This is a genomic window from Nocardioides pantholopis, from assembly GCF_003710085.1.
Taxonomy (GTDB): domain Bacteria; phylum Actinomycetota; class Actinomycetes; order Propionibacteriales; family Nocardioidaceae; genus Nocardioides; species Nocardioides pantholopis.
Map to the genome: position 1 here is coordinate 1011586 of NZ_CP033324.1, position 19923 is coordinate 1031508.

General features: G+C 74.1%; 19 protein-coding genes, 1 tRNA gene, 1 other RNA gene and 1 pseudogene. 17 read left to right on the plus strand and 5 right to left on the minus strand.

Going from position 1 to position 19923, the window contains the following annotated elements:
* The first annotated feature begins 10 nt into the window (after nt 1–10).
* From ftsE to ssrA, 8 genes are all read left to right on the plus strand, one after another.
* On the plus strand, nt 11–700 hold the full coding sequence (gene ftsE / locus EBO35_RS04775) for a cell division ATP-binding protein FtsE (RefSeq protein ID WP_122816703.1): 690 nt from the start codon (nt 11–13) through the stop codon (nt 698–700).
* 49 nt (nt 701–749) lie between these two features.
* On the plus strand, nt 750–1667 hold the full coding sequence (gene ftsX, locus EBO35_RS04780; protein ID WP_122816704.1) for a permease-like cell division protein FtsX: 918 nt from the start codon (nt 750–752) through the stop codon (nt 1665–1667).
* A gap of 56 nt (nt 1668–1723) precedes the next feature.
* A complete protein-coding gene (locus EBO35_RS04785) occupies nt 1724–2977 on the plus strand; it encodes a M23 family metallopeptidase (RefSeq protein WP_164477807.1) in 1254 nt (417 codons plus the stop codon).
* A gap of 69 nt (nt 2978–3046) precedes the next feature.
* Nucleotides 3047–3526 carry an SsrA-binding protein SmpB gene (gene smpB / locus EBO35_RS04790; protein WP_122816706.1) on the plus strand — a complete coding sequence of 160 codons (480 nt, stop codon included), beginning with the start codon at nt 3047–3049 and terminating at the stop codon, nt 3524–3526.
* Nucleotides 3519–4415 carry an amidohydrolase family protein gene (locus EBO35_RS04795; protein ID WP_122816707.1) on the plus strand — a complete coding sequence of 299 codons (897 nt, stop codon included), beginning with the start codon at nt 3519–3521 and terminating at the stop codon, nt 4413–4415. The genes smpB and EBO35_RS04795 overlap by 8 nt, the downstream gene beginning before the upstream one ends.
* A gap of 14 nt (nt 4416–4429) precedes the next feature.
* Nucleotides 4430–5062, plus strand: a complete 633-nt coding sequence (locus EBO35_RS04800) for a maleylpyruvate isomerase family mycothiol-dependent enzyme (protein ID WP_122816708.1) — start codon at nt 4430–4432, stop codon at nt 5060–5062.
* 61 nt (nt 5063–5123) lie between these two features.
* Nucleotides 5124–6449: a hemolysin family protein gene (locus EBO35_RS04805; protein ID WP_122816709.1), complete on the plus strand. Its 1326-nt coding sequence runs from the start codon at nt 5124–5126 to the stop codon at nt 6447–6449.
* Nucleotides 6450–6546: 97 nt separating this feature from the next.
* Nucleotides 6547–6917, plus strand: a transfer-messenger RNA (tmRNA) gene (gene ssrA / locus EBO35_RS04810).
* Between the two features lie 177 nt (nt 6918–7094).
* On the opposite strand, the gene EBO35_RS19705 is transcribed toward ssrA, so the two are convergent.
* Both EBO35_RS19705 and EBO35_RS20355 read right to left on the minus strand, forming a co-directional pair.
* Nucleotides 7095–7583 carry a GyrI-like domain-containing protein gene (locus tag EBO35_RS19705; protein WP_241153867.1) on the minus strand — a complete coding sequence of 163 codons (489 nt, stop codon included), beginning with the start codon at nt 7581–7583 and terminating at the stop codon, nt 7095–7097.
* Nucleotides 7584–7710: 127 nt separating this feature from the next.
* Nucleotides 7711–8031, minus strand: a pseudogene (locus EBO35_RS20355) (helix-turn-helix domain-containing protein); the annotation flags it as partial.
* Nucleotides 8032–8313: 282 nt separating this feature from the next.
* Between EBO35_RS20355 and EBO35_RS04820 the strand changes: the two are divergent.
* The 8 genes from EBO35_RS04820 to EBO35_RS04860 all read left to right on the plus strand — a co-directional run bounded on the left by EBO35_RS04820 (nt 8314) and on the right by EBO35_RS04860 (nt 15377).
* Nucleotides 8314–8889, plus strand: a complete 576-nt coding sequence (locus EBO35_RS04820) for a CGNR zinc finger domain-containing protein (RefSeq protein WP_122816710.1) — start codon at nt 8314–8316, stop codon at nt 8887–8889.
* A gap of 135 nt (nt 8890–9024) precedes the next feature.
* Nucleotides 9025–9246 (plus strand): hypothetical protein, encoded by a 222-nt coding sequence (locus EBO35_RS04825; protein ID WP_122816711.1) that lies wholly within the window; start codon nt 9025–9027, stop codon nt 9244–9246.
* A 217-nt stretch (nt 9247–9463) separates the two neighbouring features.
* The gene (locus EBO35_RS04830; protein ID WP_122816712.1) at nt 9464–9688 is read left to right on the plus strand and encodes a hypothetical protein; all 225 of its coding nucleotides are present in this window, start codon (nt 9464–9466) and stop codon (nt 9686–9688) included.
* Between the two features lie 623 nt (nt 9689–10311).
* Nucleotides 10312–10761: a hypothetical protein gene (locus EBO35_RS04840; RefSeq protein ID WP_122816713.1), complete on the plus strand. Its 450-nt coding sequence runs from the start codon at nt 10312–10314 to the stop codon at nt 10759–10761.
* A 44-nt stretch (nt 10762–10805) separates the two neighbouring features.
* A complete protein-coding gene (locus EBO35_RS04845) occupies nt 10806–11927 on the plus strand; it encodes a DNA glycosylase AlkZ-like family protein (protein ID WP_122816714.1) in 1122 nt (373 codons plus the stop codon).
* A 95-nt stretch (nt 11928–12022) separates the two neighbouring features.
* Complete coding sequence (locus tag EBO35_RS04850; protein WP_122816715.1) at nt 12023–12958, plus strand: putative selenate ABC transporter substrate-binding protein; 936 nt, start codon at nt 12023–12025, stop codon at nt 12956–12958.
* Nucleotides 12958–13719, plus strand: coding sequence for a phosphonate ABC transporter ATP-binding protein (locus tag EBO35_RS04855; protein WP_122816716.1), 762 nt, complete (start codon nt 12958–12960; stop codon nt 13717–13719). The genes EBO35_RS04850 and EBO35_RS04855 overlap by 1 nt, the downstream gene beginning before the upstream one ends.
* The gene (locus tag EBO35_RS04860) at nt 13716–15377 is read left to right on the plus strand and encodes a PhnE/PtxC family ABC transporter permease (protein WP_122816717.1); all 1662 of its coding nucleotides are present in this window, start codon (nt 13716–13718) and stop codon (nt 15375–15377) included. The genes EBO35_RS04855 and EBO35_RS04860 overlap by 4 nt, the downstream gene beginning before the upstream one ends.
* A 111-nt stretch (nt 15378–15488) precedes the next feature.
* Here EBO35_RS04860 and EBO35_RS04865 read toward each other — a convergent pair whose 3' ends face one another.
* The 3 genes from EBO35_RS04865 to EBO35_RS04875 all read right to left on the minus strand — a co-directional run bounded on the left by EBO35_RS04865 (nt 15489) and on the right by EBO35_RS04875 (nt 18810).
* Nucleotides 15489–17309 carry a SelB domain-containing protein gene (locus EBO35_RS04865; RefSeq protein ID WP_122816718.1) on the minus strand — a complete coding sequence of 607 codons (1821 nt, stop codon included), beginning with the start codon at nt 17307–17309 and terminating at the stop codon, nt 15489–15491.
* Nucleotides 17310–17311: 2 nt separating this feature from the next.
* Entirely contained in the window at nt 17312–18685 is a 1374-nt protein-coding gene (gene selA / locus EBO35_RS04870) for an L-seryl-tRNA(Sec) selenium transferase (protein WP_241153868.1), read from the minus strand.
* A 30-nt stretch (nt 18686–18715) separates the two neighbouring features.
* Nucleotides 18716–18810, minus strand: a tRNA-Sec gene (locus tag EBO35_RS04875).
* Between the two features lie 63 nt (nt 18811–18873).
* Between EBO35_RS04875 and selD the strand changes: the two genes are divergently transcribed.
* Nucleotides 18874–19887: a selenide, water dikinase SelD gene (gene selD, locus EBO35_RS04880; protein WP_122816720.1), complete on the plus strand. Its 1014-nt coding sequence runs from the start codon at nt 18874–18876 to the stop codon at nt 19885–19887.
* Nucleotides 19888–19923 lie beyond the last annotated feature (36 nt).

Sequence of the window (19923 nt, forward strand, 5' to 3'; positions counted from 1 at the left end):
CGTCGCTCGGGTGATTCGCTTCGAGAAGGTCACCAAGAGCTATCCCGGGACCGGCAGCCCAGCCCTCGACCAGGTCTCGGTGGACGTCGACAAGGGCGAGTTCGTCTTCCTGGTGGGCACCTCGGGCTCCGGCAAGTCGACGGCCCTCCGCCTCGTGCTGCGCGAGACCCGACCCACCAGCGGGCGGGTCTACGTCGCGGGCAAGGAGATCAACCGGCTGGCCGGCTGGAAGGTGCCGCGGCTGCGCCGCCAGATCGGCACGGTCTTCCAGGACTTCCGACTGCTGCAGAACAAGACGGTCACCGAGAACGTCGCGTTCGCGCTCCAGGTGATCGGCAAGCCGCGCGCCGAGATCCGGCGGCTGGTGCCCGAGACCCTCGAGCTGGTCGGCCTGGAGGGCAAGGGGGACCGGCTCCCCGACGAGCTCTCCGGTGGCGAGCAGCAGCGGGTCGCGGTCGCGCGGGCCTTCGTCAACCGGCCGATGATCCTGATCGCCGACGAGCCCACCGGCAACCTCGACCCGACCACCTCGGTCGGCATCATGAAGCTCCTCGACCGGATCAACCGGACCGGCACCACCGTGCTGATGGCCACCCACGACCACGGCATCGTCGACCAGATGCGCAAGCGGGTCATCGAGCTGGACCACGGTCGCGTGGTGCGCGACCAGGCCCAGGGCAGCTACGGCTTCCAGCACTGACCCACCGCCGGACCTCGACGCTTCCCGATCCCAGGAGAACCTCACTTCCATGCAGCTGCGCTATGTCTTCTCCGAGCTCCGCCAGGGGCTGCGCCGCAACCTGTCCATGCATCTGGCCGTGGTGCTCACGCTGTTCGTGTCCCTGACCCTGGTCGGGCTCGGGGTGCTGCTCAACCAGCAGGCCGACCGCGCCGCGGAGCGGTACGGCAACGCGCTGCAGGTGGTGGTCTACCTGTGCCGCGACGACGACCCGGAGGCGGCCTGCACCTCGGCGGTCACCGACGCCCAGCGCGAGCTCGTGCAGCAGACCGTCGACGACAACCCCGAGGTCGAGTCCTCCCGGTTCGAGAGCAGCGCCGAGGCCTTCGACAAGGTCAAGGAGCTCTACGGGTTCCCCGAGGACTACTTCGAGGGCTCCGACCCGGTGCTGACCCCCGAGGACATGCCCGAGGCCATCTGGATCACGCTGAAGGACCCCGACGAGTTCGAGGGCATCACCAGCGCGGTCGCGGGCCTGGACGGCGTCTCGAAGGTGGTCGACAACCGGGAGTACGTCAGCCAGATCTACGACACCCTGGACGTGCTGCAGACCGGTGCGCTGGTCGTGGCGGCGTTCCTGGTGCTCGCCGCGCTGATGCTGGTCGCCAACACGATCCGGCTCACCGCCTTCGCCCGGCGCAAGGAGATCGGCATCATGCGGCTGGTCGGCGCCTCCACGCTCTACATCACGCTGCCGTTCCTGCTCGAGGCGCTGGTCACTGCCCTGGTGAGCGTGGTGCTGGCCGGCGGGGCCCTGGTCGCGCTGATGAAGTTCGGCGTACGCGACAAGCTCCAGGAGTCCCTGCAGTTCCTGCCCTGGATCGGCTGGAGCGAGCTGACGACCGCCGTGCTCGTGGTCGCGGTCCTCGGTCCGCTGCTCACGCTGATTCCGACACTCCTGCTGACGCGCAAATACCTCAAAGTCTGATCCGCGGCACCTACGGTTGAAGAGTTCACCACCCCCGAACACCGAAGGTTGACCCGGTGCGCTTCTTCCCCAGCGCCTCGCGCCCTCGGCTGGCCGCAGTCACACTTGCCTGCGCGCTCGCCACGGGTTCCGCGGCAGTTCCCCTGGCCCACGCCGACGACGACCTCAAGAAACGCCAGCACCAGGTGGAGAAGCAGGTGGAGGCGGCCCACGACGAGCTGGAGCACTCCAGCGCGCAGGCCCGCCGCGCCACCCGCCGTCTGGAGGTCGCGCTCGGCAAGCTGCGCGAGCGCCGGGCCGGGCTCGCCTCCGCCCGGGCCCAGGTGCAGGCCGCCCGCGCGGTCGACATCTCGATGCGCGAGAAGCTCGCCGCCGCCGAGCAGGCGCTGGTGGAGGCGAGCGCCGCTGTCGTCGCCGGCCAGAAGGCCGTGGCGGAGCAGCGCAGGTCCGTCGTCGACACCGTCACCACGATCTACCAGGACGGCGACCCGCGGATGATGGCGCTGTCCTCGATCCTGGACTCCGCCGACTCCACCGACCTGATCCGGCGTACCGAGGTCGGTGACGTGCTCGTGAACCGCGAGGCCGCCGACCTGGACAAGCTGCGCGCCACCGAGGTGCTGCTGCGGGTCCGCGAGGACCGGGTCGAGAAGGCCAAGGTGGCCGTCGCCGAGCAGCGCGCCGCCGCCGCCGCCCACCTGCGCGAGATGGCCCAGCTGCGCGACGCCGCGGCCCAGGCCCGGGCCGAGGTGCGCACCTACGTGGTCCAGGCGAAGTCGGTCCGGGAGGTCGCCGACCGGGCCCGGGAGCGCGACCAGGCGGTGCTGGCTCGCCTCGAGCGCCAGGAGCAGACGATCCGGGCGAAGATCCTCGCCCAGGCGCGCCGTGCCGGCGCCGGCTACCGGGGCAAGTCCGGCGGGTTCTTCGACCACCCGGTCGCGGGCTCGGTCACCTCGCCCTACGGCTACCGCAAGCACCCGATCTACGGCTACTGGGGCCTGCACGACGGCACCGACTTCGGCGCCGCGTGCGGCACCCCGCTGCACGCGGTCGCGACCGGCACCGTGGCCTCGAAGTACTTCTCGGCCGTCTACGGCAACCGGCTGCACCTCAACGTCGGCAACGTCAACGGCCGCTTCATCACCGCGGTCTACAACCACGCCACCCACTACACAGTGGGCCCCGGCGACCGGGTGCGCCGCGGCCAGGTGATCGGGTACGTCGGCTCGACCGGCTGGTCCACCGGCTGCCACCTGCACTTCACCACGCTGGCCAACGGCGACACGACCAACCCGATGAACTACCTGTGACCGCACCCGGTCGCGGCCCGTGCCGTCGGCAGGTGTTTTCGAATTGCGCGCGGCTGCGAGAATGACGCCATGGCCAAGGAGCAGGGCAGCAAGCTGATCGCCCAGAACAGGAAGGCGCGTCACGACTACGCCATCGAGGACACCTTCGAGGCCGGGCTGGTGCTCCAGGGCACCGAGGTGAAGTCGCTGCGCCAGGGCCGGGCGTCCCTGGTGGACGGGTTCGTCGACATCGACCGCGGCGAGGCCTGGCTGCACGGCGTCCACATCCCGGAGTACTCCCAGGGCACCTGGACCAACCACGCCGCCCGGCGCAAGCGCAAGCTGCTGCTCAACCGCGTCGAGATCGACAAGATCGAGCGCCGGGTCAACGAGAAGGGCCTGACCGTCGTGCCGCTCGCGCTGTACTTCAAGGACGGCCGCGCGAAGATCGAGATCGGCCTGGCCAAGGGCAAGAAGTCGTGGGACAAGCGGCAGAGCATCGCCGAGCGCACCGCCAACCGGGAGAAGGAGCAGGCCCTGGGCCGGCACCTGAAGGGCATGCGTGACTGATCCGGCCGGCGCCCCCGACGGGGACGTCGAGCCGGTCCGGGCGTTCTGGAACGAGCTCGGGCTGCCCGGCCTGATCGACCTGCACGTCCACTTCCTGCCGCCGCCCATCCAGCGGGCGGTGTGGGCGGTCTTCGACGCGGCCGGCCCGAAGATCGGGCGGGACTGGCCGATCCGCTACCGCGGCTCCCACGAGGAGCGGGTCGCGACGCTGCGCGCGATGGGGGTACGCCGGTTCCCGACGCTGCCCTACGCCCACAAGCCCGGCGTCGCGGCGTACCTCAACGACTGGGCCCGCGACTTCGCCGTGACGGTGCCCGAGGCGCTGTGGTCGGCGACGTTCTACCCCGAGCCCGGAGCGGGTGCCGACGTCGCCGACCTGGTCGCCGGCGGGGTCGAGGTGTTCAAGGTGCACCTGCAGGTGGGGGAGTTCCTGGCCAACGACCCGCTGCTGGACCCGGTCTGGGGCGTGCTCGAGGACGCCGGGACCCCGGTCGTCCTGCACGCCGGCTCCGGCCCGGTCGGCAACGACTTCACCGGCCCCGCGTCGGTGCGGCGGCTGCTGGCCCGGTTCCCGCGGCTGACGCTGGTGATCGCCCACCTCGGTGCCCCGGAGTACGCCGAGTTCCTGGCGCTGGCGGAGCGCCACGACCGGGTGCACCTGGACACGACGATGGTGTTCACCGACTTCTTCGAGGCGGACGCGCCGTACCCGCGCGAGCTCCGCCCGCGGCTGCTCGACCTGCAGGAGCGGGTCCTGCTCGGCACCGACTTCCCGACGATCCCCTACCCCTACGCCCACCAGTTGGAGTCGCTGGCCCGCCTCGATTTGGGCGACGACTGGCTGCGGGCGGTGTGCTGGGAGAACGGGGTGCGGCTGCTCGGCGAGTAGGCGCACACTGGGCCATGACCGACCTGTGGCGGACCGTCGCCGACGAGCGGCTCGCGTTCGTCGCACTGCTCGAGGGACTGGGCCCCGAGCAGTGGGACGTGGCGAGCCTGTGCCCGGCGTGGACGGTGCACGGGGTCCTCGCGCACCTCGTCAGCGCGCAGGACAGCGGGGTCCGGCAGAAGCTCCTCGCAGCGGTGCGCGCCGGCGGTTCGCCGGCCCGCACCACCGAGCTGCTCGCCGAGCAGTACGCCGACCGGTCGCCCGGGGAGCTGGTCGCGTGGGTGCGCGCCCACGTCGACAGCCGGTTCGCCCCACCGGGGATGGGGCCCCGGGCGCCGCTGACCGACGTCATGGTGCATCGGGTCGACATCGCGGTGCCGCTGGGGATCGCCCTGGACCGGCCGCCGCGCTCCTGGGTCCCAGTGCTGGACTTCCTCGTCGGGCACACCCCGATGCTCGGCGTGCTGCGCCGCGGCTTCCCGGCGGCGACCTACCGGGCCACCGACGTCGGGTGGCAGCACGGGGCGGGCCCGGAGGTGGCCGGCCCGGCCGGGGCGCTGGGCCCGGCCCTCGCCGGGCGGGCCGCGCTGGTCGACGAGCTGACCGGCCCGGGCGTCCCCGCGATGCGGGACTGGGCGACGGCCTGACCGCCTCGGCGCCGGGGGCACGGCGTACTCGCTCTCGACGGCTCCTGGCTACGGTGGCGGCATGGATTCCGGAACCGCTGTGGACATCCTGCTGGTCATCGCCTTCATCCTGATGGGCGGGGTCTTCGCGGCCACCGAGATCGCCCTGGTGTCGCTGCGGGTCGGCCAGGTGGACCGGCTCGACTCGGAGGGCGGCCGTGGCGCGGCCGTGGCCCGGCTGGCCCGGGACCCGAACCGGTTCCTCTCCGCCGTGCAGATCGGCGTGACCGTGGCCGGCTTCTTCTCGGCGGCGTTCGGCGCCTCGACGCTGGCGCCCCAGTTCGCGCCGACGTTCGAGAGCCTCGGCCTGCCGGCCGCCGAGACGGTCTCGCTGGTGGTCACGACGCTGGTCGTGTCCTACCTGTCGCTGGTGCTGGGCGAGCTGGTCCCCAAGCGACTGGCGCTGCAGCGGTCCGTGGGCTTCGCGCGGATCCTGGCCCCGCCGCTGGGCAGGTTCGCGACCGTGATGACCCCGGTCATCTGGCTGCTCTCGATCTCCACGAACGCGCTGGTCCGGCTGCTGGGCGGGAACCCGGACGCGACCAACGAGGAGATCGACGAGGAGGAGCTGCGCGGCCTCATCTCCGGGCACCAGGGCATCCCCGCCGAGGAGCGGGAGATCGTCGAGGACGTCTTCGCCGCCGGCGACCGCTCGGTGAAGGAGGTGATGCGCCCGCGCGGCGACGTGGTCTTCCTGGAGGGCGCGATGACGCTGGCCGAGGCGGCCCGGGTGCTCGCCCGGCAGCCGTACACGCGCTTCCCGATCACCGGGCGCGACTTCGACGACATCCTCGGCTACCTGCACCTGCGCGACGTGCTGGGCCACGGGGAGGACCAGGAGCACACGGTGGCCGACCTGCGCCGCGAGGTGCTGCTGCTGCCGGCGACGAACCGGGTGCTGCCGTCGCTGAACCGGATGCGCCGCGACGGCGTACACCTGGCCGTCGTCGTCGACGAGTACGGCGGCACCGACGGCATCGTCACCCTCGAGGACCTGGTGGAGGAGCTGGTCGGCGACATCCGCGACGAGTACGACGAGTCGGCGCCGCCGCCGTCGCTGGGGCCGGGGGAGGAGCTCACGGTCGAGGGCAGCCTGAGCCTCGAGGACTTCGCCGACCGCACCGGCATCGAGCTGGAGGACGGCCCGTACGAGACCGTCGCCGGCTACCTGCTGGAGCGCCTGGAGCGGATGGCGGCCCAGGGCGACCGGGTCGCGGTCGACGGGGTGGTTCTGGAGGTCGCCGAGGTCGTGGACCACCGGATCACCCGGGTCGCGGTCTGGTCGACGGCGGCTCCCCCCGCCGAGCCGGAGGCCGGTCAGGAGGCCCCGCGGGAGTCCGCGAGGTGAGGGACCGGACGGGGTCCGGGGGAATGCCTGGTGCGTCGGGCTGGTTGGACCCCCTAGACTGAGGCGCAGGCGGCCTCGGTCGTCGTACAACTCAAGAGGGGCTGATCGGTTTCGACTTGGGACGTTAGTTCCAGGGGAAGCGGGTCGAGGAGCCAGCGTCATCTCGTAAACGCTCGCTGGAAACCTATAACTGCCAACGCTAAGCGCAGTTCCTTCGCTCTCGCCGCCTGAGCGGTGATCGAAGCGTCAGACCGGGCATCCGTCTCCGTCCCGGACCCTGGCGTCATCTAGGAGACTTGCTGCTCATCCCGCGTCGCGGAGGGTGAGCGGGACTATTCCGTGACTGAGCCTGTCGGGGACGTGTTCGTGCGAGCCCTGGGGCCGAGAAAAGCGATATCACGAACTGCACCCGGAGAAGACCTGGTTCGACGCTCGAGGACGCGGGTTCGATTCCCGCCAGCTCCACCTCGAGGTCTTCGCAGAATTCAGCGGAGATCTTCGCAGAATTGCCGGTCCCGGTGACGGTGGTTGAGGAGGTCGCGCAGCGATCGTCTCGAAACCCCATCGAGAGCCAGCCCTCTTGAACGAGAGCCGGCCTGACATCGTCAGGCCGGCTCTCGTGTTCTGTCTGCGCGTGCAGAATCCCTACGCGGGCTCCACCGGCAGCCACAGCTCGCAGGTCGCCGTCCCTGCAGCGGCGTCGAAGGCGAGCATCGCCACGATCTCCGGCCCGGGGCGCAGCCGCCAGGGCTGGGAGGGGAACCAGGTCGTCGCCGTCGCCGCCCAGGCCTCCTGCAGTGCGGCCGGGTGCGGGCCCTCGGTGCGGAACACCGCCCAGGTGCCCGCCGGGACCTCGATCACGTCGAGCCCCGCTGGCGGGTCGGCCGTGGTCGCCACGCCGTGCAGGTAGGTCAGCTCGCTGCCCTCGGCCCGGTCCGGGTCGAGGTCGTCGCTGACGGCGAGCACCCCGGATGGCTCGGTGTCGTTCAGGTCCTTGAGTCGCCGAGTCTCCTCAGCCGGGATCGCGGCGACGTGCGCGGCGATGTGGGGATTCTCGCCGGTGTGGATCAGCGGGACGCGGACCGCGTGCCCGATGAGGCGCACGGCGGGCAGGGTGGCGATCCGGGTGTCCATGGGGACACTCCCTTTCGACGGTCAGGTGGAACCTGATCCGCGGTTGTGTGCGTAGCGGGCCTCCGTCACGCCGTACGTCGCCGGGGCCGCCACCGTGGACGGCACGGAACGCGCGCCCGAATGCCTCGGTCGAGCCGTAGCCGTACCGGACGGCGACGGTGAGCACGCTGTCGTCCGCGCCCACCAGGTCGGCGGCCGCCGCAGCCATCCGGCGCCGCCGGACGTACTCCGAGAGCGGCATGCCTGCCAGCGACGCGAACATCCGGCGCAGATGGTGCTCGGTCGTGCCCGTCCGCGCGGCGAGGCCGGCGACATCCACGGGGGTCGAGGGGTCGGCTGCGAGCTGTGCCTCGATGTCATCGACGACGAGGTTGAGATCGGCGATCATCTGGAGTCCCTCCTTCCGCGCTCCAGCCTGCGGGGTTCGAGGCGCGCTGCGCCCGATCATTGCGGCTCGATGCGGTCGCGTGTGTCCGGACCGGTGCGGGCCCGCGAGCGGGCACCCGACCGCTACCCGAAGAGCCGCGCCCAGCCGATCGCGACCAGCAGCTCGCTCAGCCGGTCCAGCAGGCTGCGCTGCTCCTCGGGGTCCGGGTCCTTCAGCGCGTCAGGCATGACGCCACCACCCTTCCCGCCTACACCGGTCAAAGTGGTTTGCCGGTGTTGTCAGCGTGCACTCCTGGACTCACACCGGTCAAGTGCCTATGTTGGTGTGAAGAAGGGAGGCGTCATGACCTCGTTGGAGATTGAGCCGCCCCCGGCGCTGGGCCTGCTGCGGGACTTCGTCAACACCCGGGAGCCCCAGCAGGGCACCGACCAGTTGACGAGCGCCGCGGCCCTGCGGACCTGGCTGGTCGACCGGGGCCTGCTCCCGGTGGACGCCGACCTGCGCGACTCCGACCTCCGGCGTGCCGTCGAGGTCCGCGAGGGCCTGCGCGCGGTGCTGCAGGCCCGCGGTGGAGCCGACGTCGATGCCGTCGACCCCGTCGACACCGCCGCGATCGAGCAGCTCAACCGGACGCTCGCCGACCTCCCGGTCGTGCTGCGCTTCGACGCCGAGGGCTACGCGCTCGACGCGGCTGCCCGGGACCCCTTCGACCAGGCCATGCGCGGTCTGCTCGACGCGGTCCGGCGCTGCCACGAGGACCAGACCTGGGACCGGCTCAAGGTCTGCGTCCGGGAGACCTGCCGGTGGGCCTTCGTCGACGCCTCGCGCAACAAGGTGCGGCGCTGGTGCTCGATGGCCGGGTGCGGCAACCACGTAAAGATGAAGCGCGCCTACGCCCGCCGCCAGAGCCCGTCCTGATCGTCGCCCGGGACTGGCCGAGCGCGGCCGGAAGCTGCGCCCGATCATCGCGGCCGGATGCGGTCGGGTGTCCAGACCCGGTGGGCGCCATCTGGTCGCGGTGCGAGCCCGGGGAAGTGTCGTAGCATCCGGCGGGTGGGTGGTCGGCCGGAGGGATTCGCGTACGTCGTTCGCGCCGACGGCAGCGTGCTCATCACCCACCACGGCCGGACGGCCGCGAAGCTGCGGGGCGGCCGGGCCGCCGAGTTCCTCGCCGAGGTCGAGGACGATCCCCAGCTGGCCATGGCCCGCTGGACCGGGAACTACCGGCACGGCAACGAGCGGGTGGCTCGCCAGCATCCTCGCAACCGGCGCTGACCGACGCGCCACGCCCGCAGGCGAGGGCGAGTGCATCTCGTGGCGCGCTCCGGCCTGAGCCGGCGCAGGTTCAGGGCGCGTCCCACGGGGCATGGTGTGAGCGAGGGTGCTGCCGGGAAGCCGCCGGCGGCGCACCCAGCCAGGCCCATCCCCTCGAGCCCCGGGAGCACCTGATGGCTACTGCGAGTGCCGGTCACCCGGCCGAGAGGGCCTGATCATGGGGGAGGTGATGCCGTTGCTCGCCCTCGTCGGCTTCCTCGCCGCTGTCGTGGTCGGCTGCGTCCTGGGGCTGTTCGTGTGGGTGATCCTCAAGTTCCGCCGCGGCGAGCTCCAGGCTCGCAGCCCACGCTCCGAATCGCGGTTCCATTCGTCGCAGGACGACGCCTACAGCTGGACGGACACCTGGTCCTCGGGCGGGTCGGACCACACCGGCTCGTCCTGAGCCCCGCCTCCGCCCGCCGCGAGAACCCCTGGTGATCATGGGTGGTCCAGAGGCGTCACCGGCCTCCTCAGGACGTGGTGGTCTCGCGGGCGGCCTCGTCGATCATCCGGTGGCCGGACCGGTCCGGGCTACCTGGTCGGCCCCCGCGACACCGCCGATCCGACCGCCTGGCGCACCGAGATCGGCTGGCCGGTCTTCCGGGTGGGCCCGCACTGATCGGATCCCGTGCGGGGCCGGCGTCCTCGAAAAGCGCCGAGCGGACCCGCGTGTTTTCACCCTTTAGGGGGGACCGGTTCGTTCGAGAGTTCCTCAACTCCGCGCTTCCCGGCACCCTCGCGGATCCCCTCGGACGGGGTTCGCGACGGGGAGGGCGCTTCCCCGACGAGAGGTACGACCATGCCGGACCTGAGCCCGAACCCGACCCCGACTGCCGCCGTACGGTGCACGCTTGCCCGACCCAGCGGACCCGGCGCTCGCACGAGGTGAGCAGCCAGCGCCGGCGGGCGCTCGTGGCGACACTGATCTCGCCGGACTTCCTCAGGAGGCAGGTCGGCACGAAGAGGTCCTCGCGCAGACCGCCGAGACCGCTCCCCGGACCACGCGCCGTCCCGGACCGCCCCGGCGTGGTCCTGCGCGGTCCGTGGCCGGCCGCCGCGTCGGGGGAGCCGGCCGCCGAGCCGACCCAGGTCCGGGTCCGCGGCGCGCGCTCCGGTGACCTGGAGCGCCAGGCGCACCTGGTCGCCCGCTGGCTCGGACTCTCCCGCAGCCTGGCCGCCACGGGCGCCCACGGCGACCGCGACGGGCTGCTGTCGCGGGAGGAGGAGCTGCTCGCGGCGCTGGACGCCATCGAGATGCTGATCGCCGAGCAGGTCGCCGACGCGGGCGCCCTGCTCGACGGGCTCGCGGGCTGGGCGGCCGGGCTGCTGCACGTCGACGCGGGTGGCGACCGGGCGGCCTGCCTGTCCTGCCGCCGGGCGGCCTCGGCATCCGGCGGCCACGCCGACGATCTCGCCTGGGCCCGGGAGCTGGTGCTCGAGCACGGCGGTCCCGGACCGGAGCCGTCCGGGCGCTGACCCGCGCCGGTCGCAGGAGCGGCGCCGCCGCCCTAGGGTCAGGCATGGTCACCATCCACCGGCTGAGCCGCGCGGAAGCCCGCCGGATCGCCGTCCGCGCGCAGCTGCTGACCCAGGAGCGGTCCACCGACCTGGCCGAGACCGTCCGCCGGCTGTGGCTGGTGCGGCTCGAGCCCACCAGCGCGATCGCGCCCAGCGCGGACCTGGTGCTGTGGAGCCGGATCGGGGCGGCGTACGACCCCCAGGACCTGCGCGACGCCCTGGACGAGCAGCGGCTGGTCGAGCTCCGCGGCACCGTGCGCCACCCCGACGACCTCGCCGCCCACCGTGCCGAGATGGCGATCTGGCCGGGGGAGGAGCCGCTCCGGGACTGGCAGGAGCGCCGGCGCGACTGGCTGCTCACGAACGACGAGTGCCGTCGCGACGTGCTGGGCCGGCTGCGCGCCGACGGTCCGCTGCCCACCAGCGAGCTCCCCGACACGTGCGTGCAGCCGTGGCGCTCCTCGGGCTGGAACAACCAGCGCAACCTGGTCATGCTCCTCGGGCTGCTGGTCGAGAACGGCGAGGTCGCTGTCGCCGGGCGGAACGGGCGCGACAAGCTCTGGGACCTCGCCGACCGGGTCTATCCCGACGACCCGGTGCCGGACCTGGCCACCGCCCGTCGGCTGCGCGCGGAGCGCCGGCTGGCGGCGCTCGGACTGGCGCGCGCGGCGGCCGCAGAGATGCCGGGGGAGCCGGTCGACGTGGGCCCGATCGGCGAGCCGGCGGTCGTCGAGGGTGTCCGGGGCCGGTGGTGGGTCGAGCCGGGCCAGCTGGACCGGGTCGCGGAGCCCCTCGCGGGCCGGGCCGTGCTGCTCTCGCCGTTCGACCGGCTGCTCTATGACCGCAAGCGGGTCGCGGAGCTCTTCGAGTTCGACTACATCCTGGAGATGTACAAGCCGGCCGTGCAGCGCCGCTGGGGCTACTACGCGCTGCCGATCCTGTACGGCGACCGCCTGGTCGGGAAGCTCGACGCCCGCTTCGACCGGGACGAGGGGGAGCTGCTGGTGCACGCCGTGCACCGCGACGAGCCGTTCGACGCGGCGACGCGCGACGCCGTCGACGCCGAGATCGAGAGCCTGCGCGCCTGGCTGGTCCAGAGCGCGTCAACGGCGCCGCGCATATGAGCGGCGCTTTCGGGGTACGGGTCCCCCGTCACGTCCCGGGGCCTGGTCACGCACCAGGCCCCGAGACGTACCTTCGTCCACCGGGAGGCCACCCGATGCGTTCCGACCACCGGGCCCGGTCCGGCCTGGGCAGCCTGCTGGTGGCCGGCCTCGTGTCCTGCACCCTCGCGGCCTGCGGCGGCGACGACGCGGGCGCCGAAGGCGACGGCGACCGCCCGGTGCTGACGATCAGCGCGATCCCCGACCAGGACCCCGCCGAGCTGACCGCACGCGAGGAGGCGCTGGCCGACTACCTGGGCGGGACCCTCGACGTCGAGGTGGAGTACGTCCCGGTCACCGACTACGCCGCCTCGGTCACCCTGTTCGGCTCCGGCGACCTCGACCTGGTCTTCTACGGCGGGCTCACCGGGGTCCAGGCGCGGCTGCAGACCCCCGGCGCGACAGTGCTGGCCCAGCGCGACATCGACGCGGAGTTCCACTCCGTATTCATCGCCAACGCGGACGCCGGGATCGAGCCGATCGCCGACGTGGACGGCCTGGACTCGCTCGCGGGCACCCGGTTCACGTTCGGCAGCGAGTCCTCGACCTCGGGACGGATGATGCCGGCGTACTTCCTGGACCAGGCCGGGGTCGACCCCGCGGGCGACTTCGCCGGCGAGCCGGGCTTCTCGGGGTCCCACGACAAGACCATCGACCTGGTGCAGGCCGGCTCCTACGAGGCCGGCGTCCTCAACACCCAGGTCTGGGACGACCGGCTCGCGGCCGGCACCGTCGACCAGAAGAAGGTCGTCGAGATCTTCCGCACCCCCAGCTACCACGACTACCACTGGATCGCCGGCCCGAGCACCGACGACCGGTTCGGTGCCGGGTTCACCGAGGAGCTCCGTGCGGCGCTGATCGCCCTCGACGGCTCCACGGACGAGGAGCGCACCGTGCTCGAGGGGTACGGCGCGGCCGCGGTGGTGCCCACCGAGCCGGAGAACTACGACCAGGTCGAGGAGATCGCGCGGCAACTGGGGCTCGTCTCCTGATGCCCGGCACGTCCGGCGAGGTCGTGCGCCTGCGCGGCGTCGGCGTCAGCTACCCCGGCGGCACCGCGATCGACGGCGTCGACCTCGCGGTCCGCTCCGGTGAGCGGGTGGCGCTGGTGGGCCCCAGCGGAGCCGGGAAGTCGACACTGCTGGGGCTGTGCTCGGCCGGCGTCCGGGCGGACCGGGGCGACGTCGAGGTCTTCGGCCGCTCGCTGGCCGGCCTGGGTGCCGGGGACCTGGCCGGCGTACGCCGGCGGATCGGGACCGTGCACCAGCGCCTGCACCTGGTCGACCGGCTGCGGGTCGTGCACAACGTGAACGCCGGCCACCTGGGCTCATGGGGCACCTGGCGGGCGCTCGGCTCCCTGGTCCGACCGCGCGAGCCGGAGGCCGCCCGGGCCGCCCTGGCGCGGGTCGGGATCGCGGACCGGCTGCACCAGCGCACCGGCGACCTCTCCGGCGGGGAGCAGCAGCGGGTCGCGCTGGCCCGGGTGCTGGTGCAGGACCCGGACCTGGTGCTCGCCGACGAGCCGGTCTCCAGCCTCGACCCGGGCCGGGCCGAGGAGGTGATGCGGCTGCTGTGCGAGACGGTCGCGACGCCGGCACGGACGCTGCTGGTGAGCCTGCACGACTTCGAGCTGGCGGTCCGCTGGTGCGATCGGGTGGTCGGGCTGCGGGCCGGCCGGGTGCTCTTCGACCTGCCCGCCGCCCGCGTCGACGCCGGGCTGCGCGAGGAGCTCTACTCCCTCTCCGGCCGATGACGGACCTGGCCGGCATCACCTCCCTGGAGGGGAGCGGGCCGCGTGCCGCACCGCCCCAGCGCGCGGCGCCCGGACGCGGCCGCCGCCCGAGGCCGGGCCGCCGGCCCACGGGGCGGACCTGGGCCGTGCTGTGGCTGGTCGTCCTGGTCTGGTCGGTGCTGGGGCTGCTGCCCGAGGGCGAGGTCGTCAACCCGGGCGGCTGGTCCTTCTTCGCCGACTTCTGGGCGCACGCCGCCCGCCCGGAGCTCTCGGCGGACTTCCTGGCAGACACCCTGGACGCCACGCTGACCACTGTCGCCTTCGGCGTGCTCGGCACCCTCGCCTCGGTGGTGATCGGCCTGGTGCTGGCGCCGGTGATGAGCCAGACCTGGTGGGCGCCGGCCACCGGCTCCCCGGTGGCCCGGGCACTGCGCGGGGCGGGGCTGCTGCTCACCCGGGTCACGGTCGCGCTGCCGCGGGGCGTGCACGAGGCGGTGTGGGGGCTGCTGCTGATCGGCGTCCTGGGCCGCGACCCGCTGGTGGGGGTGCTGGCGATCGCGATCCCGTTCGGCGCGATCACTGCCAAGGTCTACTCCGAGCTGCTCGACGAGGCCGACCACGCGCCGTACGAGATGCTGCGCCGCTCCGGGGCGGGTCGGGTCTCCGCTGCGGCGTACGGGCTGCTGCCGGGGCTGGTGCCGGCCGCGACGTCGTACGCGTTCTACCGCTTCGAGTGCTCGCTGCGCTCGGCGGTGATCCTCGGGATGATCGGCGCCGGGGGACTCGGCCTGCAGCTGAGCCTGGCCTTCGCGGGCCTGCAGTACGGCCAGATGTGGACCTCGATCTACGCGCTGATCGTGCTCGGTGCCGTGATCGACCGCTGGGGCGCCTGGCTGCGGCGCGGGGCGAACCCGCGCCGGTGGGGCATCTCGGGGGTGCTGGGCCTGGTCCTGGCAGTGGCAGCGGTCGGGCATCTGCGGCCGGACCCGGCGGCGTGGTTCTCCGCGGACACCGTGGACCGGCTCGGCCGGCTGGTCGACGACCTGGTGCCGCCGGCGCTGCCGGCGGGCGGGCTTCCCGAGCTGGTCTCCCGGTCGGTGGAGACGCTGCAGATGTCGGTGCTCGCGATCTCGATCGCGGCCACGCTCGGAGTCGTGGTCGCGCTGGTCGCGGCCCGGGGCGCGACCTCCCCGGCCCGGCGGGTCGCCGCCTGGGCGGCCCGCCAGCTGCTCCTGGTCACCCGCGCGGTGCCGCCGCCGGTGTGGGCGCTGCTGGTGCTGTTCGTGGTGTTCCCGGGTCCGCTGCCGGGCGCGATCGCGCTCGGCATCTACACGTTCGGGATCCTCGGACGGCTCTTCGCCGAGGCCGTCGAGGAGCTGGACCCGCGGCCGCGGCAGGCACTGACCCAGCTCGGCGCCCCCGGCACCGCGTCGTTCGCGTACGCCTCGCTGCCGGCCGCGCTGGGCCAGCTCGTCTCGTTCACCCTCTACCGCTGGGAGGTGACGGCCCGCGAGACCGTGGTGGTCGGCGTTGTCGGCGCGGGGGGCCTGGGCCGGCTGCTGGAGGAGCAGCGGGCCGGCTTCGACTACCCGGCCATGGCCGGCACCGTGCTCGCCCTGATCGCGGTGTGCCTGCTCGTGGACCTGCTCAGCCTCGCGGTCCGGAGCTCGCTGCGCTGATGGCCGCGGGGTCTCGACACGCTCGCTGCGCTCGCGGCTCGACCACCGGGCTCGCGGCTCGACCACCGGGCTCCTGGCTCGACCACCGGGCTCCTGGCTCGACCACCGGGCTCAGCGGACCTCGCGCCGGTCGTCGGGGAGCCGGCGGGTCAGCCCGGCCCGGTCGAGCAGGTCGAGCAGCGGCAGCACCACCCGCCGGGTGGTGCCGAGCCGCTGCCGGGCCTCGCTGGTCGTGAACGGCTGCGGCAGCTCGGCCAGCCAGGCTGCGGCGGTCCGGTCCGCCCCGGGGAGCAGCACGATGCCCGGGGCGACTCGCAGCAGCCGACCGGCCTTCGCGGCCGCGCCCACCCGGCGTACGTCGAGGCCGAGCTCCGCGAGCCGGTCCGCGGTGGGGGCCGCGAACGGCGCCCCGGCGAGGTCGGCCTCCAGCGCCGCCACCGCGCGCTCCACCTCCGCCGGCAGGGCGGCCGTCGCCGCCGGAGCCCGGACCCGGCCACGGGCCACCTGCAGCGGCGCTCGTACGACGGCGGCCACCACCTCGGCGGCGGGAAGCCCGAGCCGATCGGCCAGCGCGGTCAGCGGCAGCCCGGGGTCGAGCGGGTCGGCGGCGTCGTGCTCGGAGACCAGTCGGGCGACCTCGGTGCCGAGCCGCTCGGCGCGCTCGGCGTCGAGCAGCCACCGGCCGGCGCGGACGGCGCCCGGTGGCGGCTCCGCGGTCGGGACCCCGATCCGGCGCAGCTGCGCGGAGTCCGCGAGGCCGCGGCGGGCGAGCTCGGAGGCGAGGTCGGGGTCCCCGGAGACCGCGCCGAGCGCCCGGGCCCGGGCGGCGCCGGCACCGCGGCGGCGCAGCGGCGGCGGGTCGGGGTCGAGCACCCGGGCTCCCCACACGGCGCGGCTGCCGGGGTCGCGGAGCAGGGCCCGGTCGCCGACCCGCAGCGGCAGCGGCCGCTCGAGGGTGAGTCGGACCAGGTCGGGGCCGAGGGGCCGGGTGCGCGCGGTGAGCGAGGTGGCGCCGACGTGCAGCTGGAGGTGGGCCGGCAGCGACGCTGGACCACTGACGGCACCGCCCGAGTTGCCAGAGCTGTCCGAGTTATCCGGGTGTCCCGGGCCCTCGCGGCCGGGAACTGCCCGGACGTCGACGATCGCGGTGTGGTGCCAGGCCTCGGGGGTGACCAGCACGCCGCCGCGGTCCAGGCCGTCGACCCCGTCGCCGGTCACGTTGAGGGCGACCCGGGCCACTCCGGTGGCGGCGTCCGCGGGACGCCCGAGCACCTGCACGCCGCGCACCCGCAGCAGCCCGCCCGTGGAGGCGAGCTCGTCGCCGCGGGCGACCCGGCCGGCCGGCAGGGTGCCGGTGACCACGGTCCCGGCGCCCTTCACGCTGAACCGCCGGTCCACCCAGAGCCGGACGTCGGCCCGGGGGTCGGGCTCCGGCAGGGCTGCGACCATCGCGCCGAGGTGGTCGCGCAGCGCGTCCAGACCCTCGCCGGTGCGGGCGGAGACCGCCACCACCGGCGCCCCGCGCAGCGAGGTGCGCGCCACCTCCTCGGTGGCCCGGCGCAGCGCCGGCCCCGGGTCGGCGAGGTCGCAGCGGGTCACGGCCACGACGCCGTGACGCACCCCGAGCGCGTCCAGCGCCGCCAGGTGCTCGGCGGCCTGCGGCATCCAGGGATCGTCGGCGGCGACGACCAGCAGCGCCGCCGGCACCGGCCCGACGCCGGCCAGCATCGTGGTCACGAACCGCTCGTGGCCCGGCACGTCGACGAATGCGACCTCGCCGTGGCCGGCCAGTGTCGTCCACACGTAGCCGAGCTCGATGGACAGCCCCCGCCGCCGCTCCTCCTCGAGCCGGTCGGAGTGCATGCCGGTCAGGGCGTCGACGAGCGTGGACTTGCCGTGGTCGACGTGGCCGGCGGTGGCGATGACGTGCATGCTCAGTCCCGCGCCCGGGCCGCCGCCCGGCGTACGGCGTGCGCCAGAGCGGCGTCGTCCTCGGGGTCCACCGCGATCAGGTCCAGCAGCAGCCGGCCCCGCTCGACCCGGCCGACGACCGGCAGCTCGGCGTCCCGGCGCAGCGGCTCGGCGAGACCGGCCGGCAGGGCGACCGCCGCGCTGGGCAGCGGGACCTCCGGTGCCCCGCCGCCGCCGACCGCCGCCACGCTCTCGGCGACCTCGGCCCCGACCTCCGGGCCGAGGTCGGCGCAGATCCGCGCGGCCCGGGCGGCCAGGGCGGCCGGGGTGGTCGCCAGCGCGGCGGCGACCGGGGTCCGGGGGCCGGTCAGCGTCGCCTCGAGCGCCGCGAGCGTGAGCTTGTCGACCCGCAGCGCCCGCGCGAACGGGTGCCGGCGCAGCCCGTCGACCAGCTCGGCGGCGCCGAGCATCAGCCCGCACTGCGGTCCGCCGAGGAGCTTGTCGCCGGAGGCCGTGACCAGGTCCGCGCCGGCGCGCAGGGCGCTCGCGGCGTCGGGCTCGCCGGGCAGCCGGGGGTGCGGCGCGAGCAGTCCCGAGCCGATGTCGGCGACGACCGGGACCCCGAGCCCGGCGAGCTCGGCCACGCCGACCGAGGAGGTGAAGCCGGAGACCACGAAGTTGGACGGGTGCACCTTGAGCACGAACGCCGTCCGGTCGCCGACGGCGGCCCGGTAGTCCTCGAGCCGGACCCGGTTCGTCGTGCCGACCTCGCGCAGGGCCACGCCGAGCGACTCCAGCAGCTCGGGGATCCGGAAGCCGTCGCCGATCTCGACCAGCTCGCCGCGGGCGATCACGACCTCGCGGCCGCCGTCCGGCGACGTCAGCGCGCAGGCGGCCAGCGCGAGTGCGGCGGCGCCGTTGTTGACCACGTGCACCCCGCCGGCGTCCGGGACGGCCGCCGCCAGGGCCGCCAGCGCCGAGCGGCCACGGCGGGCCCGACGGCCGGTGGCCAGCTCCAGCTCCACGTCGGTGGCCCCGGCCGCGACCGCCAGGGCGTCGGCGGCCGCCGCGGAGAGGGGCGCGCGGCCGAGGTTGGTGTGCACCACGACGCCGGTGGCGTTGAGGACCCGGCGCAGGCCGGTGGCGTGGGCCGGCACCGCAGCGCGGGCCGCGGCGACCACGTCCGCGGGCTCGAGCTCCCCGGCCCGGCACCGGTCCAGGGCCGCGGTGACGGCCAGCTTCACCAGCCGGTCGCCCACCCGTTCGGCGGCCTCCCGCAGTGCGGGGTCGGCCAGCACGGCGTCGGTGCGGGGCGTGGCGCGGCGCCGGTCCGCCTCGGTGTCCTGGTCCGGCACGCAGGTCCTCCCGACCGTGGACTTCGAGGCGGTTGATTCCAAGCGGTTGATTCCAAGCGGTGCTGGCGACGTTGGCGGAGGCGGACGGGAATCGAACCCGCCTGACCGAGATGCTCGGCCACAACGGTTTTGAGGACCGCGCCCGTCACCAGACGAGGAACGCCTCCCCGCAACGTCGCGACCACTGTAGAGGCATCGACGCCCGAGCGGGGCGTGGCTAGTGTCGGTTCATGACCGCGACCGCGCAGATCCGGCTCACCCAGTTCGCCGCGGGCGGCGGGTGCGCGTGCAAGGTTCCGCCGGGCGAGCTGGAGCGGGTCCTGGCCGGTCTGCCCGGCGGCCGGGCCGGCGCCGGGACCGACGCGGCGGGTGACCTCGTCGTCGGCCTGGAGAACGGCGACGACGGCGCGGCGGTGCGGATCGAGGGCGGCCGGGCTCTGATCGCGACCGCCGACTTCTTCACCCCGGTCGTCGACGACCCGTACGACTGGGGCCGGATCGCGGCGGCGAACGCGCTCTCCGACGTCTACGCGATGGGCGGGGAGCCGGTGCTGGCCGTCAACCTGCTGGCGTGGCCGCGGGACCGGATCCCGTTCGAGCTGGCCCGCGAGGTGCTGCGCGGCGGCGCGGACGTGTGCGTCGAGGCCGGCTGCCACCTCGCGGGCGGGCACAGCATCGACGACCCCGAGCCCAAGTACGGCCTGGCGGTGAGCGGGCTGGGCGACGCCGACCGGCTGCTGCGCAACGACGCGGCCCGCCCCGGGACCCCGATCACCCTGACCAAGCCGCTCGGCCTGGGCGTGCTGAACAACCGGCACAAGGCGACGGGGGAGCGGTTCGAGGAGGCGGTGGCGACGATGACCATGCTCAACCGGGACGCCTCCCGCGCCGCGCTCGCGGCGGGACACACGGCCGCGACCGACGTGACCGGGTTCGGGCTGCTCGGCCACCTGTTCAAGATGGCCCGGGCCAGCGGCGTCACCGCGGTGGTGGACAGCGCCGCGGTGCCCTACCTCGACGGCGTGCGCGCGTCGTACGCCGCGGGCTACGTGCCCGGCGGAAGCCGGCGCAACCTGGACTGGGTGCGCCCGCACCTCGCCGCGGACGTCGGCGAGGACGAGCTGGTGCTGCTCGCCGACGCCCAGACCTCCGGGGGACTGCTGGTGGCCGGCGAGCTGCCCGGGCACCCCGTGGTGGGCGAGTTCGTCGCCGCCGGAGACACGGCGGTGGTGGTCCGGGCATGAAGGCCCCACACCCGGGTACAGCCCGGTCCTGAGGTA

Excerpts from the sequence above, each read along its gene's own strand:
- EBO35_RS04820 (WP_122816710.1), top strand. The coding sequence starts at position 8,314 with ATGACCTCGTTGGAGATTGAGCCGCCCCCGGCGCTGGGCCTGCTGCGG.
- selD (WP_122816720.1), top strand. The coding sequence starts at position 18,874 with ATGACCGCGACCGCGCAGATCCGGCTCACCCAGTTCGCCGCGGGCGGC.
- EBO35_RS04845 (WP_122816714.1), top strand. The coding sequence starts at position 10,806 with ATGGTCACCATCCACCGGCTGAGCCGCGCGGAAGCCCGCCGGATCGCC.
- EBO35_RS04850 (WP_122816715.1), top strand. The coding sequence starts at position 12,023 with ATGCGTTCCGACCACCGGGCCCGGTCCGGCCTGGGCAGCCTGCTGGTG.
- smpB (WP_122816706.1), top strand. The coding sequence starts at position 3,047 with ATGGCCAAGGAGCAGGGCAGCAAGCTGATCGCCCAGAACAGGAAGGCG.
- EBO35_RS04860 (WP_122816717.1), top strand. The coding sequence starts at position 13,716 with ATGACGGACCTGGCCGGCATCACCTCCCTGGAGGGGAGCGGGCCGCGT.
- EBO35_RS04865 (WP_122816718.1), bottom strand. The coding sequence starts at position 17,309 with ATGCACGTCATCGCCACCGCCGGCCACGTCGACCACGGCAAGTCCACG.
- ftsX (WP_122816704.1), top strand. The coding sequence starts at position 750 with ATGCAGCTGCGCTATGTCTTCTCCGAGCTCCGCCAGGGGCTGCGCCGC.
- EBO35_RS04805 (WP_122816709.1), top strand. The coding sequence starts at position 5,124 with ATGGATTCCGGAACCGCTGTGGACATCCTGCTGGTCATCGCCTTCATC.
- EBO35_RS04855 (WP_122816716.1), top strand. The coding sequence starts at position 12,958 with ATGCCCGGCACGTCCGGCGAGGTCGTGCGCCTGCGCGGCGTCGGCGTC.
- EBO35_RS04830 (WP_122816712.1), top strand. The coding sequence starts at position 9,464 with ATGGGGGAGGTGATGCCGTTGCTCGCCCTCGTCGGCTTCCTCGCCGCT.
- EBO35_RS04800 (WP_122816708.1), top strand. The coding sequence starts at position 4,430 with ATGACCGACCTGTGGCGGACCGTCGCCGACGAGCGGCTCGCGTTCGTC.
- EBO35_RS19705 (WP_241153867.1), bottom strand. The coding sequence starts at position 7,583 with ATGGACACCCGGATCGCCACCCTGCCCGCCGTGCGCCTCATCGGGCAC.